Annotated in this window: 15 protein-coding genes; 5 read left to right on the forward strand and 10 right to left on the reverse strand. The window is 61.3% G+C overall.

Annotation, left to right across the window (positions count from 1 at the left end; genetic code table 11):
* Positions 1-529: 529 nt before the first annotated feature.
* The 4 genes from ACP7A2_RS00480 to ACP7A2_RS00495 form a co-directional block, all read right to left on the reverse strand.
* Entirely contained in the window at positions 530-1,609 is a 1,080-nt protein-coding gene (locus ACP7A2_RS00480; protein ID WP_426132626.1) for an ABC transporter ATP-binding protein, read from the reverse strand.
* Between the two features lie 5 nt (positions 1,610-1,614).
* Positions 1,615-2,406 carry an ABC transporter permease gene (locus ACP7A2_RS00485; RefSeq protein ID WP_426132627.1) on the reverse strand — a complete coding sequence of 264 codons (792 nt, stop codon included), beginning with the start codon at positions 2,404-2,406 and terminating at the stop codon, positions 1,615-1,617.
* A gap of 28 nt (positions 2,407-2,434) precedes the next feature.
* Complete coding sequence (locus ACP7A2_RS00490) at positions 2,435-3,370, reverse strand: ABC transporter permease (protein ID WP_426132628.1); 936 nt, start codon at positions 3,368-3,370, stop codon at positions 2,435-2,437.
* Between the two features lie 84 nt (positions 3,371-3,454).
* The gene (locus ACP7A2_RS00495) at positions 3,455-4,615 is read right to left on the reverse strand and encodes an ABC transporter substrate-binding protein (protein ID WP_426132629.1); all 1,161 of its coding nucleotides are present in this window, start codon (positions 4,613-4,615) and stop codon (positions 3,455-3,457) included.
* 451 nt (positions 4,616-5,066) lie between these two features.
* On the opposite strand from ACP7A2_RS00495, the gene ACP7A2_RS00500 reads away from it, so the two are divergent.
* Positions 5,067-6,056 carry a thiamine pyrophosphate-dependent enzyme gene (locus tag ACP7A2_RS00500; protein ID WP_426132630.1) on the forward strand — a complete coding sequence of 330 codons (990 nt, stop codon included), beginning with the start codon at positions 5,067-5,069 and terminating at the stop codon, positions 6,054-6,056.
* Here ACP7A2_RS00500 and ACP7A2_RS00505 read toward each other — a convergent pair.
* Complete coding sequence (locus tag ACP7A2_RS00505) at positions 6,047-6,913, reverse strand: XRE family transcriptional regulator (protein WP_426132748.1); 867 nt, start codon at positions 6,911-6,913, stop codon at positions 6,047-6,049. The genes ACP7A2_RS00500 and ACP7A2_RS00505 overlap by 10 nt on opposite strands.
* Before the next feature lie 487 nt (positions 6,914-7,400).
* Here ACP7A2_RS00505 and ACP7A2_RS00510 point away from each other — a divergent pair, with 487 nt between their 5' ends.
* Genes ACP7A2_RS00510 through ACP7A2_RS00525 form a run of 4 tightly spaced genes read left to right on the forward strand, consistent with a single transcriptional unit; the run spans position 7,401 to position 11,948 of the window.
* The gene (locus ACP7A2_RS00510; RefSeq protein WP_426132631.1) at positions 7,401-8,429 is read left to right on the forward strand and encodes a glycoside hydrolase family 3 N-terminal domain-containing protein; all 1,029 of its coding nucleotides are present in this window, start codon (positions 7,401-7,403) and stop codon (positions 8,427-8,429) included.
* Positions 8,419-9,438, forward strand: a complete 1,020-nt coding sequence (locus tag ACP7A2_RS00515; protein ID WP_426132632.1) for a glycoside hydrolase family 3 N-terminal domain-containing protein — start codon at positions 8,419-8,421, stop codon at positions 9,436-9,438. The genes ACP7A2_RS00510 and ACP7A2_RS00515 overlap by 11 nt, the downstream gene beginning before the upstream one ends.
* A gap of 9 nt (positions 9,439-9,447) precedes the next feature.
* Complete coding sequence (locus tag ACP7A2_RS00520) at positions 9,448-10,317, forward strand: sugar phosphate isomerase/epimerase family protein (protein WP_426132633.1); 870 nt, start codon at positions 9,448-9,450, stop codon at positions 10,315-10,317.
* 44 nt (positions 10,318-10,361) lie between these two features.
* Positions 10,362-11,948, forward strand: coding sequence for a GMC family oxidoreductase (locus ACP7A2_RS00525; RefSeq protein WP_426132634.1), 1,587 nt, complete (start codon positions 10,362-10,364; stop codon positions 11,946-11,948).
* 21 nt (positions 11,949-11,969) lie between these two features.
* Here the strand turns inward: ACP7A2_RS00525 and ACP7A2_RS00530 are convergent, their stop codons facing one another.
* From ACP7A2_RS00530 to ACP7A2_RS00550, 5 genes are all read right to left on the reverse strand, one after another.
* Positions 11,970-12,149: a hypothetical protein gene (locus ACP7A2_RS00530; RefSeq protein WP_426132635.1), complete on the reverse strand. Its 180-nt coding sequence runs from the start codon at positions 12,147-12,149 to the stop codon at positions 11,970-11,972.
* A 219-nt stretch (positions 12,150-12,368) separates the two neighbouring features.
* Positions 12,369-13,238, reverse strand: a complete 870-nt coding sequence (locus ACP7A2_RS00535) for an isocitrate lyase/PEP mutase family protein (RefSeq protein ID WP_375064357.1) — start codon at positions 13,236-13,238, stop codon at positions 12,369-12,371.
* Between the two features lie 139 nt (positions 13,239-13,377).
* Positions 13,378-14,364, reverse strand: a complete 987-nt coding sequence (locus tag ACP7A2_RS00540) for a nucleoside hydrolase (protein WP_426132636.1) — start codon at positions 14,362-14,364, stop codon at positions 13,378-13,380.
* 15 nt (positions 14,365-14,379) lie between these two features.
* A complete protein-coding gene (locus ACP7A2_RS00545) occupies positions 14,380-15,408 on the reverse strand; it encodes a LacI family DNA-binding transcriptional regulator (protein ID WP_426132637.1) in 1,029 nt (342 codons plus the stop codon).
* A 185-nt stretch (positions 15,409-15,593) separates the two neighbouring features.
* Positions 15,594-16,922: an OprD family outer membrane porin gene (locus ACP7A2_RS00550; protein ID WP_426132638.1), complete on the reverse strand. Its 1,329-nt coding sequence runs from the start codon at positions 16,920-16,922 to the stop codon at positions 15,594-15,596.
* Positions 16,923-16,956 lie beyond the last annotated feature (34 nt).

Raw genomic sequence — 16,956 nt, forward strand, 5'->3', positions numbered from 1 at the left:
GCTTGCCTGCGATAGCGGGCTGTCAGTGAGCCCATTGTCACTGCTGCACCGCGATCAAAATGTGGGAGCTGGCTTGCCTGTGATGGCGGGCTGTCAGTGAGCCCATTGTCACTGCTGCACCGCGATCAAAATGTGGGAGCTGGCTTGCCTGCGATAGCGGTCGGTCGGTGTGCATATCCGTTGCTGTGGTAACGGCTGCTTATGGTTCCGCTCTTACAGCGGGTCACTTTTGGAAGGACCCAAAAGTAACCAAAAGGTCCTCGCCCCACCACTCGGCACCTCGCTGTGGCTCGGTGTGCCCGCACGCAGGCTTGAATCCGTGGGCCGCCGCGATGGGCCATCCTTGGCCCAGCGCGGCTAACCCGGCGTCCTGCCGGGTTACCCACGGATTCAAGCCTGCGTGCGGCCAGCGTGGTTTACGGGGCGCCTGAGATCAAGGTCACAAGCAGGGCAAAAGCAACGGCTTCAGTGCGGTGTTTGAATTCACCAAAAAAAACGCGGGGTCAGATGATGACCCCGCGCTGATTTATCAGGCTGGCATTACGACGAAGCTCTCTGGCTTGCATGTCAGCGCCACATCCGTACCGGGGGGGAGCGCGTGGCTGCCGGGGGTGGGGAGTTGCTGGCATTTGAGGTCGAGTGTGCCGCCGGCAACGGCGACGCGGTAGATGACGCGGTTGCCGATGAAGGAGGTGTCTTTGACTTTGCCGGCGAATGCACCGTCGGTGAGGGGGGCGCCGAGTGCGGGTTGGAGGCCGATGGTTTCGGGGCGGATCGAGACGTTGACCGGGCCGCTGCCGATGCTGGCTTTGGCGCTGTGGGCGTAGCGTCCGAAGGGCAGCTCTACGTAGCCTTCGCGGGTGTCGCCCAGGCCGTAGGTGCCGTTGACGATGTTGGTGTCGCCGAAGAACTTCGCCGCGAACAAGGTGCGGGGCGACCAGTACATTTCCTGCGGGCCGCCGATTTGTTCGATGCCGCCTTTGTTGAGCAGTACCACGCGGTCCGAGAGGATCATCGCCTCGTCCTGGTCGTGGGTGACGTAGACGAAGGTGGTGGAGGTTTCTTCGTGGATGCGTTTGATCTCGTTGAGCATGTGGTGGCGAATCTTCAGGTCGAGGGCCGCCAAGGGTTCGTCGAGCAGCAACACGGCCGGGCGGTTCACCAGTGCGCGTGCGAGGGCTACGCGCTGCGCCTGGCCGCCGCTGAGTTCGGAGATCCAGCGGCTCTTGAAACTTTCCAGTTGCACCAGCTCGAGGGCCTTGGTCACTTCACGCTTGATTTCGTCCCTGGGCTTTTTCTTCAGGCGCAGGCCGAAGGCGACGTTGTCGAACACGTCCAGGTGTGGGAACAGTGCGTATTTCTGGAACACCATGTTCACCGGCCGGTGTTCGGGGGCGAGGGCGGTGGCGTCCTTGCCATCGATCACCACCTTGCCCGTTGTGGGTTCTTCGAAGCCGGCGATGATGCGCATCAGGGTGGTCTTGCCGCAGCCGCTGGGGCCGAGCAAGGTCAGGATTTCGTTACGCTTGACGGTCAAGTCGACCTTGCCCAGGGCGGTCAGGTTGCCGTAGCTCTTGGAGATACCGGTGAGTTCAATGCTGTTGGTCATGGTGATTACTCTGCAGTTTCTGCACGTTCAAGTTCAAGGCGGCGACGGCGCAAGGTCATGACCAGGCCGGCAACGGCGATAATGGCGATGGTCACCACCAGCATGAACACCGAGGCGGCGTTGATGGTGGGGCTGACGGCGCGGCGCATCATCGAAAGAATCATCAGCGGCAGGGTGGTGTCGCTGCCGGTGACAAACACAGTGATCAGGAATTCGTCCATCGACAGTGCCACCGCAAGGATCGCGGCGCCGGCGATGGTCGGGCCGATGATCGGCAGGGTCACCAGCCAGAACGCCTTGAGTGGCGACGCCCCGAGGTCACGCGCCGCCTCTTCGAACGACAGGTCGAAGTACTCCAGGCGCGAGCGCACGGACTCCACGAAAAACGGAAAGGTGAACAGCGTATGGCCAATGATCACCGTCAGCAGCGAACGCGGCAGGCCGATCAACGAGAAGAAGATCACCAGGGCGATCCCGAGAAATAACCCCGGCAAGGCAATCGGGGCAAAGTTCATGAAGGCGAAGACCCGCTTGACCCGGCCCTTCATGCGCATCAGGGCCATAGCCGAAAACGTCCCCAGCAGGGTCGTCAGCGTCGCCGAGCCGAGCGCGACGATGGCGCTGTTGGTGAGGGCGGTCATGAAATCCGAGCTGTTGAACAGCGCTTCGTACCATTGGGTCGAGAAGCCTTCGAACGGAAACGACAGCGAGGGCGATGAGTGAAAGCTGAACAGCGCAATAATCGCGATCGGCGCATAGAGGAACAGCATGTAGGTGTAGGTAAATAGCCTGAGCATGACAAGTGACCTTTTTGATGGGCGGTATTCAGTCGTGATAACGCTTGCCGGGCGCCAGGTTGGCCACTCGCAGCGTCGCCAGCAGCAGCCCGTAGACCAGCATGAATACAATCAGCAGCAGGTAGGCCATCGCCGCGCCCAATGGCCAGTTGCCGACCGAGCGGAACTGGTTGGCGATCACCAGCCCTGTGGTCATGGCGTCCCGGCCGCCGAGCAGTTGCGGGGTGACGTAGTCACTGGCGGCGAGGACGAAGGTGAACATGAACGAGCTGACGATGCTTTTGTGCGCCATGGGCATAATCACCCGCCACAGGATCGTGACCCCGCCAGCGCCGAGGTCGGCAGCCGCCTCCAGGTAGTCACGCTTGATGTCCCGCAGGCCCGAGACCAGCAGCAACAAGGTGAAAGGCAGCATGATGTGCACCAGCGTCAGCACCACGGAAAACTTGCTGAACACCAGCCATTCCATGGGTTGGTCGATCAGCCCGAAGTGCAGCAGGGTCGAGTTGATCACGCCGTTGGTGCCAAGGATCGAACGCCACGCGTAAACCCGCACCAGGTAGCTGGAAAACCACGACACCAACGCCAAATACAGCACCGCGTTGGAACGGGTGCGGTACACGATGTAATACGCCACCGGGGCGCTGATCACGGTCGACAGCAGCGCGGTCCAGAAGCCGTTTTGCAGGGCGATCCACAGCGAATCGTAAAACCCGCTGGCACTCAGCGCGCGCGCGTAGCTGGCCACGGTCGCGGCGGGTTCCATGCTGAAGGTCTTGGCGGTCCAGAAGCTGGCCACCAGCAGCAGCAACGACGGCACCAGGAAGAACACCAGCAAAAACAGCAGTGGTGGTGACGCCAGCCAGTAGCCGCTGAGGGTTCTCTTGTCGACTTTCATGGATCTCCTGGCCGGTGCATCCCCGGTATCGAGGGTGATAGGCTCGCTGTTATTGACTACGGTCATGATGAAATTGCCTGTGCTTTATTCGATAACGGGGTCGCTGTAGCGAATGAGGCACGCGGTGTGCACGCCTCGCAGTTCGCCGCTCTAGAACGAGCCTTTGAAATTTGCCCACTGATCGATCCACTCAGCATAGGTAACGTACTGGGTGGAGTTCAGGGGCGGCTGGCCATAGAGCTTGGACTTCTCGAAAAAGCTGTCCAGGTGGGCGTAGTCGAAGGTCTCACGCAGCTCTGCGGAGAGCAGTGGGATGGCCTTGGGGTTGACCACCCCGGAGAACATGGTGGTCGCCATCCTGGCCTGGGTATCGGCTTCCAGCACCGTGTTGATGAACTCCAGCGCCAGCGGGATATCCTTGGCGGTTTTTGGAATGAACAGGGCATCGCACCACAGCGCCGCGCCTTCTTTGGGCACCGACAGCAGAGTGGTCACGCCGCGCTTGGTGGTTTCGCTCGGCGTGTTGGCGGAGGCGGAGAACACCACGTCGACTTCACCCGACACCAGCAGCGACACCGCATCACCGGAAGAGGCAGCGAACACGCGGCACTGATCGCGATAAGGCTTGAGTTTTTCAAAGGCGTCGTCGAACTCGGCACGGGTCAGGTTGGGGTACTTGTCGCCGTAGCCGGCAATGATCGCGATCAGCGACCAGTTGGAAGTGCCGTCGTCCACGAAGGTCAGCTTGCCCTTGTATTTGGGGTCGAGCAGGTCGCTGTATTGGGTCGGTTTTTTCACGCTCTTCGGGTTGTAGACGATGGTGTTCATGCCCCACAGCAGTGGCACGCCCCATTGCTTGCCATCCCAATACCAGCGGCTGCCCTTGTAGAACAGCGGCAGGGTGTTGTCGGGTGAATAGTTGGGGATTTTCGAGGTGTCGATGGCCTTGAGCAGGCCCATTTCCTTATAGATGATCTCGTAGCCCAGGGCGTACATGGTCAGGTCCAGCTGCACCGGGTCGGAACCGGCCAGCCGCGCGGTGATGTCGTCCTGGTTGCTGGCATAGCTGGAGCGCACGGTGATGCCCTTTTGCTTGCGCCAATCGGCGAGCTCCGCATCGCCGGTTTCGCCCTCCCAGCCGAGTATTTCCAGGTGGCCGCCAGTGGCCGCAAACACGCTCGGCACAAATGAGCCGACGTACAGCCCTGCGGCAGAAGCCGCGGCACCCAGCAGAAACGAGCGTCGTTTCAATGTGATGGCGTTCAGATCAATGCCGGTCAAACCATAACCCGTTTGTTTTTCTTCGTTCATGTCGAGTTCCTGCCTGGGATAGTTGTGTGCAAACGCTGTGAGTACAGTCGTGTAGATCGGCAGTGTTATGGCCAGCATTGTTTCCATGCTGCTGGGAGGGGCTAAGCCTCCACTGTTCCGATTGACTCTTCCTTGGCGGGGCGACACCGGCCTTTTCCACGCTTGCAACCGCGTGTGTTCAGGTGGTTCGCCCAGCGCTTGATAGGCTCGGCTTGTTGTTTTCATGGCTTGAGTATTCGCCGGGCGGGCAGGGCACTCAATTTCGCAGCCCCGGCAAAAGCGACGCACACTGACGCATCTAAGTGACTTAAACGGCGCAGCCCATGCCGTTGTGCGGGCGCCAGAGCGGCTGCGTCACCCTGCGTCTGTTTTGCGCGGTGTGCGAAATTGAGCATAGCGGGCTGCAGGCCAATACTGCGTGGGTGATCCTTGAACCAGGCGCGGTGCATCCATGAAATTCACGGGCAGCCAGATTGTTGCGAAAGCGCTGAAAGCCAACGGTGTCGACTATGTGGCTGGCATGCCGGGCGATGGCGCGTGGGCGCTGGTCGAGTCGTTGTTGGCACCGGGAACGGACATTCCGTTTATTCACGTTATGCAGGAACACAGCGGCGTGCACCTTGCCGACGGGTACTTTCGCGCCTGCGGGCGCCCGATGGCGGTGGTGTTGGCAGGGCCGCTGCGGCGCTCCAAGGCGATGGGCGCGGTCGCTGTCGCGCAGGCACAGGCCTCGGCGCTGCTGGTGATCAGTGGGGTTCACGACGACACCGCGATAATGACCATCGAGCAACTGCCGCAAGCCTTGCGCCAGGCGTTTGAGACGATGCTCAGTGATCGAGCACCGGTCAACCTGGCCATCGATGTCACCGTGCAGGCAGCCACCCTCCAGACGCGCCTGCCTCCTGCCAGCTTGCGGGCCGAACAGCCACCGCTGGTGCCGACCAACATCGCGGTACTGCGTCAGGCGCGGGTGTCGCGGTCGGTACTGGAAGCGGATGCAATTGTGGTGGTGGGCGCCGGCGGCGTTCAGGCCAGGGTCGGCGAGCTGTTTCCCAACCACCACCCGGCCAGCCACCTCGGCGCCGAAACCCTGGGCTGGGCGGTTCCCGCGGCGATTGGCGCCAGGCTTGCCATGCCCGCGCGCCAGGTCGTGTGCGCGGTGGGCAGCGCGGACTTTTTGCAGTCGATGCAAGAGATGGCCGTGTGCGTGATGCACAGCATTCCGGTGGTGTTCCTGGTGTTCAACGGTACCGGTGAATTCAACCTGCCGGACGGCAAACCGTATGCCCCGGACTTTGCCGGCATTGCACGCAATTTCGGCCTGGAGGCTTGGCGGGTCGAACACGCTTCGCACTTCAACCAGACCTTTACCAAGGCGCTCAACAGCACCGGCCCGTCCCTGGTTGAGGTGATGCCGGCTGCGCGCGCGCCTCAGTCCTGACCGCCCCACACGATCGTGGCGTTGTCGCCGGTCATGTACTCGCGCACATCCAGCGGGATCGACAGGTCGCTGGGCAGCACCACGGTGGCGTTGCGCAGGTGGTGCTTGCGGATCTTGCCTTTCTCCACCAACCCCAGCGCCATGCGCGTGGAGAACGGCTGGCGGAAGGATGACGACGCCACGCCCGTCACCAGGCCGTAGAGAAAGCGGATCGGCCGACGGTGCTGCGGGGTGAGGATCGAAAAGGTCATCTCGTTGCGTTGCTTGCCTTCAAAATCGACCATGAACAGGCGGTCGCCGAGCAGCAGGCAAAAGCCGTGGTAGGTGAAGGAATAGCCGATCTTGCCGCTGCCATCGCGCAACGGAAAGCGTTCTATCGTGACGTATTGCACCATGGAGTCGGCGCGATACAGGCAGGTGACGGAGCGCAGTATCCGGCCTTTATAAATAGACGAGTTGTGATAGCGGTAATACACGCCCAGGTAGTCTTCGAGCAGGTCGGCGGATTGCTTGGCCAGTGGCAGGAAATGATTGAATTGCTCCGACCCGCGCAAGTCGGTTGGCAGTTCGTTTTCATAGCCTTCATAGAACTTCTTGAACTCGGCGGGCGGGCGAAACAGGTCTTCGGCCTCCATCATGAAATAGCGCCCGATCTTTTGCAGGATCTTCTGGGACGGCACGTGCTGGCCCACCAGGTACTTGTTGAACTGCTGGCGGTTGACGTCGACCTTGCGGCACATGTCGGCCACCGAACGACAAGACTCCACCAGGGTGCTCAGGTTCTTTTGCACGTTGGCCTGCAAGTCGCTGCGCAGTTGTTGCCGCTCAGGGTGCGAGGTGGCGGTGGCTAACGACAGGGCGGGTAAATCAGCGCGACTGGGCATGGTGATCTCGACGTGTCTGCTTCGGTTATAGCGCCAGTTATTGAAGTTATAGCGCAGTTATCAAATAACTTGCTGCATAACTGCTATAACCACTCAACTGTTTGATTCTTATATTAATTAGTCAAGCATGTTCCATGCCGAGCAGGCGTTATTGCCGGTCACTTTCAGCCGCGCCCAACTGCGTCAGTTTGTAAGCAGTTTCCTTGAATAGCCGGTGCACATGAAGTTGCCTTTTTTTGGGGCGGCCCGTTTTTTTTGCGCATCGTTTGGGTAACGCGCAACGCCGGTCAGTAACACATTCAAACCGTGCGGGTAACACCTCCTGATCGGGGCAAAAGTGCTTCGGTCCGCGTCACCTATCCTCAGGTGTGCGAAATGGAGAAAAACCGCTGGGCGCTGAATACTCGGGGCAGGGCGTTTGCGTTGGCAGACGCAACGATCACGTTATCGAGGACACGCAATGTCAAGTGAACTGCAACGAGCCGCCTATTCGGTTCTGCTTCCGGCCTTTGGCGATTTGCAGCTGGATGACACCGTGCGTCGGTACCTGAGCCGTGGCGGTGTGTCGATTCTGCTCGGTGAAACCCGCGACGAATACGTGGGCCGGGGCATGAGCCCAGCGCGCAGGGCCGCCGAGCGTGCGTCCGACTTTATCAACATCACCCGTGAGGCTGCGGCATTGGCCGGGGCGCCGGTGCTGGTGGCGGTGGACCAAGAGCTGGGCGGGATCGAACGCCTGCATCAACTGGTACCCGCCGTGGCAAGCCGCAGTGAGCTCGCAGACCTTGGGGCGCAGGTGATCGAGACGCGCTGTTTTGAAATGGCCAGCGTGGCCCACAGCCTGGGCGTCAACCTGTTCCTGGCGCCGATTGTGGATGTGGTGACGGGCGCGAACCCATGGTTGCAAAATCGCCATTTGGGCGCTGACCCATTAGAAGTCAGCCGTGTGTCCTGCGCGTTTATCCGTGGGGTTCAGCGTGCGGGTGTGATTGCCACCGCCAAGCATTTTCCAGGGCATTACCTGACCGAGCACGACCCGGCAATTGCCGAAGCCACAGTGCCTGGGCCGTTGGCGTTGCTGACGGATAACCTCGAAGTGTTCAAGCAGGTCATCGCCACGGGTGTTAAAGCCGTGATGCCCGGGCCTGCGGTATTCCCAGCCCTGGACCCTGAGCATTCTGCGTCAACCTCATCAAAGGTTATCGGGTTGCTGCGTGACACCCTCGGCTTTGAAGGCCTGATCATTTCTGACGACCTGGATGCGGTGTCGATCCTGCGGGGCAATAGCGTGCCGGGCACTGCCGTCGCCGCGTTGGTCGCCGGTGCGCATTTGCTGCTGGTGTCGAGTGAATCGGGCCTGGATGAGATTGCCGAGGCGATCGTCAGCGCGGTGCACGAAGGCGTCTTGAACCGCCAAGTGCTGCTGGATGCCGCTGAGAAGGTGCGCACCCTGGCGATCAGCACTCATGGGGCCGCTCATGAGCAGTAATCAGCGCAAGGCGTATGGCGTGCTGTTCCCGGTGGTGCTCGACCTGGACATGACCGACGACGTGCGCCGTTTTCTCGATAATGGTGGGCGCAGCCTGCTGTTTGGCGAGACCGCGGAGGAGTACGTCAGCGGCCTTATGAGCGCCGAACGCCTGCAATCGGAAACCCTGGAAAAATGGCAGCGCTATACCGCTGCGGCCATCGAACTGGGCGGGCCGTTGCTGCTCGCGGCGGATGCGGATATCTCGGCGGTGCATCGCTTGCAAGGCGTTGCGCCGCCGCTGCCCGCACCTGACAAGGCTCGTTCGATGGCGGTTACCGAGCTCGAAGAGGCCTGCTTTCAGGTGGCCTCGGCGGTGCGCGCTGCCGGGGTCAACCTGCTGCTGTCACCCACGGCCGATGTGGTCGGCGGCACCAATGTGTGGCTCGCCGGGCGCACGCTGTCCGATGACGTCCAGCAGGCCGCAACGATGGCTGGCGCCTATGTGCGAGGCGTGCGTCGGGCCGGAGTGGCCAGCACGCTCAAGCATTTTCCGGGGCACCCGGTGTTGCTGCGTCAACCGGCAGTCGAAGAGGCGTCTGTCAGTGAATCCATGGCGCAGCTACGCGGGTATTGGCCTGCATTCCAGGCCGGCATCGACGCCGGTGCCGACGCGGTGATGATGGGGCCGGCGATCTTTGCGGCCTGCACGCCTGCGGTACCGGCGTCGATCTCGCCGGAGCTGATCAGCGTGTTGCGCGAGGAATTGGGGTTCAAGGGCCTGGTGATGACCATCGACCTGGACCATCGCTCTGTCATCGGCCAGCGCTCTCTCGCCGAGGTGGCGGTGGCAGCCCTGAATGCCGGCGCTGACCTGCTGCTGATTTCCGCCAAAGCCTTGCCACAACTGTCGCAAATCGCCGAGGCAATTGCCGACGCCGTGGCCGCAGGGCGTTTGCCCCAGGCGCGCCTGGATGCCGCCGCGCTGGCGGTTGCTCGGCTGGCAGATCGTCTTTCAACAACTCATTAGGAGCGTGCAATGACAACCCTGACCCTGCATTCCACGGTCGCCAAACACTCGACGTTGGCGATGGACATTGATATCGCTAAAACCGTGGGTTTTGACGCGCTGGAGATTAACAGCAGCAAGCTCGAGGGCTATCTTCAGGCCGGTTATTCCGATGCCGAGTTACGCGCATTGCTTGGCTCTGTGCAGGTGCCCGGTATCGGGTACTTGCGCGATATCGAACGCCAGGGTGCCGAGCGCGACGAGCTGTTCAAAGAGGCAGAGCGTCTGTTTCATCTGGCCAACCTGGCCGGTGCCAAGGGTGTTCAAGTACTCACTGGCCCGATCAATGTGCAGGCGGTGCACGATGTTCATCGCACGGGCAGCAGTGCGTATTACACCGGCCTGTTGGGGCAAGACCTGGCCGAGCAGTACCGGCTGACGGCGAACAACCTCGCCGCGCTGGCTGACCTGGCGGCGCACTATGACGTGCTGCTGTACCTCGAAGCCTTGTCGTGGACGCCGTTGAACAGCCTCGCGCACCAGGTGCAACTGATCGAGCGCACTGAGCGCAGTAACGTGAAGATGGTCGTCGATTACTGGCACTGCTTCACCTGCGGCAACACGCCGGAGGATGTCGCCAGGCTCGACAAAAACCTGATCTATGGCGTGCACGTGTGCGACTCGTTGCCCTTTGACGGCGGCATTGCCGATGAAGCGGTGTTGCGCGACGTACCGACCGGCAGCGGGATACTCGACCTGTCTGCGTGGACGGCGGCAGTCAAGGCCACGGGCTACGTGGGCTGGTGGAGCTGCGAGCTGTTCTGCAAAAAACAGCAGCAGCAAAACAGCTACGCCGTGGCAGCCGACTTGCACGCGTTGCTGCGCCGGCTGGTGGGCTGATCCGGCGCTTCACTTTCCGACTACTAAAAATAACCGAGGTCGTCATGGTGGACTACATCGTGATCGGAGGCGGCTCCACAGGCTGCACGGTCGCATCGCGCTTGAGTGAAGAAACGTCTGCATCGGTGGTGGTGTTTGAAGAGGGGCCGCGAGACCGCAGCCCCTATATTCACATTCCCGGCGCGTACTATAAAACTGCCCAGGGGCCGCTGCTCAAGCGCTATGCCTGGGAGCCAACCGAAGATCAGCACCGCAGCGAAACACCCACCATGGTTCAAGCCAGCGTGCTGGGCGGCGGCAGTTCGGTGAACGCGATGATCTACATTCGCGGCGTCCCGGCGGACTACGACGGCTGGGCCGAACAGGGAGCGGCGGGCTGGTCGTACAACGAGGTGTTGCCGTACTTCAAGATGGCCGAGGACAACGAGCGATTTTGCAATGATGCCCATGGCGTGGGCGGGCCGCTGGGGGTGTCGGACCCGATCAATATCCACCCGCTGACCAAGGTCTGGCTGCGCGCGTGCCAGCAGTACGGCTTGCCCTATAACGAAGACTTCAACTCGGGCAAACCCGAAGGCTGCGGGCTCTACCAGATCACCGCCAAAAACGGCTTGCGCAGCAGCGCCGCCGTGGCTTATCTCGGCCCGGCCAGGCGTCGCAAGAACCTGACGGTGAAGACCGGCTGCCGGGTGCTGCGTATTGTGTTGCAGGGTGACAAGGCCGTGGGCGTGGAGTACCTCGAAAATGGCGTGCGCCGGGTGATGCATGCGGGCAAGGAAGTGGTGCTGTGCGCCGGCGCCATCAACTCGCCGCGCTTGCTGATGCTCTCCGGCATCGGCCCCGCCGCCCATCTTGAAAAGCACGGTATTGCGGTGGCCAAGGACCTGCCGGGGGTGGGGCAGAACCTGCAGGACCACATCGAAATCTCGCTGGTCTACGAACTGACCGGGCCTCACAGTTACGACAAGTATAAGAAACCCTGGTGGAAACTGCTGGCGGGCTTTCAGTACGCACTATTCAGGCAAGGCCCGGCCGCCTCCAACCTGATTGAAGGCGGGGCGTTCTGGTGGGGCGACACCACCGCAGCCCATCCGGATATTCAGTACTTCATGGTGGTGGGCGCAGGCATCGAAGAAGGCGTGGATTCAGTGCCGGGAGGCAACGGCTGCACCTTGAACCTGGGGCAGATACGGCCACGTTCCCGGGGTTATGTGGAGTTGTATTCAGCCGACCCGCTGGCGCCGCCGCGCATCGTACCCAACTATTTTTCCGACCCCTATGACATTGAAAGCCTGGTGGACGGTTGCCTGGTGGGCGAGGCAATCATGGCCCAGGCCGCCTTCAAACCTTACGTCGCGAGGCGGCATGTGCCCGACCTTGCCGTGCGCACACGAGCTGCGATGAAGCAGTTTTGCCACGAACAGGCTCACGCCGCGTTGCACCCGGCAGGCACCTGCCGCATGGGCGTTGATGACAGGGCGGTGGTGGGGCCGGATTTGAAAGTGCGGGGTATTGAGGGGCTGCGCGTGGCCGATGCGTCGATCATGCCGACGCTGATCTCGGGCAACCCCAATGCGGTGTGCATCATGATTGGCGAAAAAGCCGCCGATTTGATCAGGCAGGCCCGCTAGGTGCACCGTTTTGGTTCGGCTTCACACACCCAGCAACCACAGCACGACACAGCCACCGAGGGCACACAGCGACAGGGCAATCGCCAGCCGCGCTTGCCATTCAAGGGACAACAGGCTCTCGCTGTGAGGTTGTTCATTTGCATCAAGGGGCTGTACCCGGCTGCTGATGACTTGGCCGGTGGCAAAAAACAAACTGTGCATGGCATGTACCCCTGGGTCGTTTCTGCTCAAGTCGAGGGGCTTGTTGCCCTCTGACTACACAGCAGCAAACGGCATGCCAGCCCATGCCTGGGAGTTTCCCCTGACGTGCGTTATGTGCTCAACGTAACGTTGGGAAATTGATAAATCGAGGCATGTGCAGCGGGGAGAGAGGCCAGCCCTGCAATTGAAGGCATTGCAGGGCGAATACAGAGAGGGGCCTTACTCTTTGACGTCCATGAACTCTTGCGCCCAGGCTACGTAGCTTTCCGGCCGCGTGTAGGTATGCGTCAGCTCTGTAGCACCGAGGTTGTCGGTGCTGTGGGTTAGTTTGCGCTGGGCGCGCAGGCTGTCGTAGGTGGCTTTGATCGACGCAAAGTAGGCGCCATGGCCGGCGACCACGATGCGCACGCCGAGCTTGGCCAGGCGCTCGCTGTCGTTGAGTTTCGGATTGCCGTAGGTCACCAGCATCAGCGGCACGGTGAGGTTTTCGGCGATCTGCTCGAGGTGGTCGAAGTCTTTGACGCCCACCATGCAGATGCCATCGGCGCCGGCCTGTTCGTAGGCCCTGGTTCGCTCAATCACTTCTTCGGTCGGCAACACGCCAGCGTTGGTGCGAGCGATGATCGACAGCTCGGGATCGACACGCGCTTCGAGTGCCGCCTTGACCTTGCCAATGCCTTCTTCAATCGAGATCAGGTCAGTGGATTTGCGGCCAAATTGCGCCGGCAACAACGTGTCTTCAATCGTCAGCGCTGCCACTCCGGCGCGCTCAAGCTCTTCGACGGTGCGCATTACGTTGAGGGCGTTGCCGTAGCCGTGGTCGGCGTCGGCAATAAACGGCAGCTGGGCGACGCGGCCGATGCGGGTGGCCTGCTCAACGAACTCACTCAATGTAATCAGCGCAAAATCCGGGGCTGCGAGTACCTGCAAGGAGGCGACGGAACCACCGAGAATCCCGACTTCAAAGCCCAGGTCGGCGGCGATGCGCGCGGACATGGGGTCAAAGACGGAGGCGGTTTCAACGCAGATGGGCTTTGCAAGCAGTTCACGGAAATTGCGGCGCAATGCTGAGTGAGAGATTTTCGGCATGTTCTTTCCTGGCTCTGGTCATCGTCGAGTGACGATCAATGTCTATTCGTGGTGGCGCGAGGTTACCACGCAGACAGGCCGGGCATTATGACGTTTGAGCATGAGGTATGCGTCAGCTACATGGATCTTCGCTTTACGGTCAGGGCATGGAAGCGCCCAAATACCTTTCTATCAGTGCCAGCAGCCGACCGTTGTCCACGGTTTGCATTACGTTGATCGGGCGGCCGGTGGGCTCCGATATGCCGATATCGAGGCGCAATGGCTGCTTGTAGCGCCAGGTTTTACCGCGTGCGCGGCCTTCGCGCAGCTCCACTTCGGTAAAATAGGCACTGGCCGTGGCAACCTCGGGATCCAGCAGCCAGGCAATCACCAGTGCATCGTGAATCCAGCACCCCGCCAGGCCACGGGTGGTCATCGAGTAGTCGATCCACGGCCGGAAGGTTTCGCAGATAAATTCAGCGAGTGGTGTACCCGGCGCAGCGATGCGATTCAGGTCGGTGTGGGTCATCAGGGTTTGGGTGGTGACGTCCAGTGGCACCAGGGTGATGTTCGCGCCGCTGGTCAGCACCTGGTGGGCGGCTTCGGGGTCGAAGCCGAAGTTGGTGTCCTTGATGTAGTCGTCGAGGGCAAACACGCCGCCCATGATGACGATCTGGCTGACGGCGGTGGCCATGGCGGGGTAGCGTTGCAGCGCTAGCGCAACGTTGGTCAAGGGGCCGATGGCCACGAGGGTGATGTCGCCGGGGTTGGCGCAGATCAGTTGGCCGATTGCGTCTGCCGCGTGCAAGGCGGGTGGCTGAAAGGCTTGCGGGGCGCGTACGTCTTGCCACATATGCGCGAGTTGGCGTTTGTGCACGCTGTTGTCCAGTGCGTCGCGCCACAGGGCGTCGGGTTCTTGCAGTGCCTGGGTGCTGCCTTGTACGACGGGAATCGCGCGGCCGACGCGGGCCATCAGGTCTTTGGCGACGTTGTAGCCCACGGCGCTCGGCGTGTTGCCTGCGACGGTGGTGACCAGTTCAAGGGACAGTTCGGGCGCTGCCAATGCGAGCGCCAGTGCCAGGCCGTCGTCAACATTTGCCCCTGCAATCCCGTTGCCGGGGTCGCAATCAATGATTAAACGCTTCATTTCACCTTCTTGTTTTCAGGCTCGCGGTGTTTTTACCGGCGTGCATCCGCAGGATTCGCCGAGTACCAGGCGATGGGAAAACTCCTGCAACTTCACGTCGCCATCCCAGGCGAGCAGCATGGCAATGGCGGCTTTGGCCATGTCTTTGACGGGCTGGCACACGGTGGTCAATGACGGGGTGCAGAACGCCGAGGCTTCGGTGCCGTTGAAGCACACCAGCGCGATGTCTTCGGGCACCTTGAGGTTGTGTTCCGACAATGCCCGCACGCAGCCGATGGCTTGGGCTTCGTTGGAGCAGAACAGCGCGCGGGGAGGGCGACCGTTGGCCAACATCTGTCGCGTGGCGTCATACCCACCCTGGCGGGTGTAGCTGGCGGGGAAGATCCATTCGGGGTGTTCTTCAAGTGCGGCGTCGGCCAATGCGTCGCGCCAGCCGTTGAGACGGTCCTGGGCGTTGAGCATTTCCGGCTCGCCACTGATGATGCCAATGTCGCGGTAGCCGTGGCTGAGCAGGTGCGCGGTGACTTGCCGGGCTGCGGCGCGCTCGTCCACGCGCAGCATGTTCACGCGCAGTTCGGGGTCGACGCGGTCGAGCATCACAAACGGTGTGCCGCTGGCCTGGATCAGGTCGATATGCGGGTGGCGGTCGACGCTGGTGTAGAACAGGCCGTCGACGCGCTGGCTGAGCAGGCTGTTGATCAGGCTCAGTTCGCGGGTGCGGCAGTCGCCGGAGTCGCCCAGCAGGATCACCAGACCGTTGTCCAGCGCTTCTTGTTGCAGGGCATGAGCAAAGGAGGCGATGAAGGTGTTGGAGATGTTCGGCACGATCAGCCCGTAGGTTTTGGTCTTGCCGGAGGCCAGCGCCTGGGCCACGCCGTTGGGGCGGTAACCGGTGGCTTTGATGGCGTCCAGTACGCGTTGGCGTGTGGCTTTGGCGACGGGCCTGGGGCCGTTGTTGACCACGTAGCTGACGACCGCCACTGAGGTGCCGGCTTCACGGGCGACATCATCGCGGGTGGCGCGGCTTGCGTGTTGTTTGGTCAAAGTGACCTTCCCGTTTAGAGGCGTTTGGCGAGGGGTCTACCCGCGTAGACCCGTGCGTTAAAAAAATAGAAAAGGGCTTGAAGGTGAAGCCTAAAACCGGCTTTTCATAAGCGACATTATCCCTTCGGTTTTATTGCAGTTTGATGACCGGCGATGCGTTTGCGTGATCACCCGCAGCCCTTTTTTCAGAAGATCGCGTAGGTGTAGCTGAAGACCACGCGCGCCTGATCAACCGCGCCGACGTTGGGGATGCCGCTACGGAAGCTGCCTTCGCGCAGGGACGCGCCCAGGCCTTTGAGGGCGCCGCTTTGCACCACGTAGTCGATGCGCGCATCGCGCTCCCATTCCGAGTAGCGCTCGCCACCGGCGGAGCGGATGTTGTCGCCGTGCAAGTAGAGCACCGACGTGGTCAGGCCGGGAATGCCGAGTGCGGCGAAGTCGTAGGAATATTGACCGAAGTTGGTGTTTTCGCCGGCGCGGATGAAGGAGTTGTCCATCACGTCGGTGATCAGGTACACGCTCGCGCCGCCATTGCCTTCGTTGTTGCCGGCGCCGTCGAGCACGCTGCCCTGGTTGAGGTAGACCACGCCGCCTGAGTCAGAGACTTGCTGGCGGCCCAACATGACCGCGTGGCCGCCCAGGGAGTAGGTGAACGCAGCGCTCCAGGTGGTGTTGTCGACTTTGCCGGGGTTGCTGGCGTAGCCGCCGTTGTTGTTGAACACGTAGCCGGGCTGACCGTTCTTGCCTTGAGCGGTGCTGTTGAAGTAGCGCAGATCGGTTTTGAAGCGTGAATTGACGTCGAGCTGGGTGGTATTCAGCAGGCCGAGAAAGGTCTGGTTGTAATAGTCGCTGAGGTTGGCGCGGTACAGCTGCACGGTGGTGTCTTTGTTGAGTTTCCAGTCGGCGCCGGCGTAGGTGAACTTGCTGCCTTCGGTGCCGCCTGCGACGGCGAGCTGAGTGGAGTTGGACGAAGCGCGGCCGGTGGAACGGTCGAGCTGCCCGGCGTTGATGGTCAGGTTGTCGATGTCTTTGGAGGTCATGGTCACGCCTTCAAAGGTTTGCGGCAGCAGGCGACCATCGTTGGCGACGAGGATGGGCAGGTTGGGGGAGAGCGCACCGCCTGCGTGAAACTCGGTTTTGGAGAGGCGCACTTTGGCATTCCCGGCCAGGCGGCTCCAGTTATCGACCGGGCTGCCGTCGGAGCTGACCGGAGCGAGGGAATTCTGGGTGGTGGCATTCGGGTGCTGGGTGCCGCCCGACAGGTTGAACGCCTGCATCGCCTGCAGATCGATGCCAAAGCCTACGGTGCCCTGGGTAAACCCTGACAGGTAGTCGAGCTTGAAACCCTGAGTCAGTTCGTTTTGATCGACGCCGGGGGTGTTCGGGTTATCACTGCGCAGGTAAAACGTGCGCGCTCTGATGGCCGCGCTGCTGTCATCGATAAACCCTGCGGCCAGTGCCTGCTGGGTCAAGGCGGTGGCTGTTATAGCGAGTGCGAGAGTGGATCTTTTCATGACGAAGCTCCTGTCAAATGGCCGTTTTTCAGGC

Source organism: Pseudomonas sp. PWP3-1b2 (assembly GCF_049896045.1).
GTDB lineage: Bacteria > Pseudomonadota > Gammaproteobacteria > Pseudomonadales > Pseudomonadaceae > Aquipseudomonas > Aquipseudomonas antarctica_B.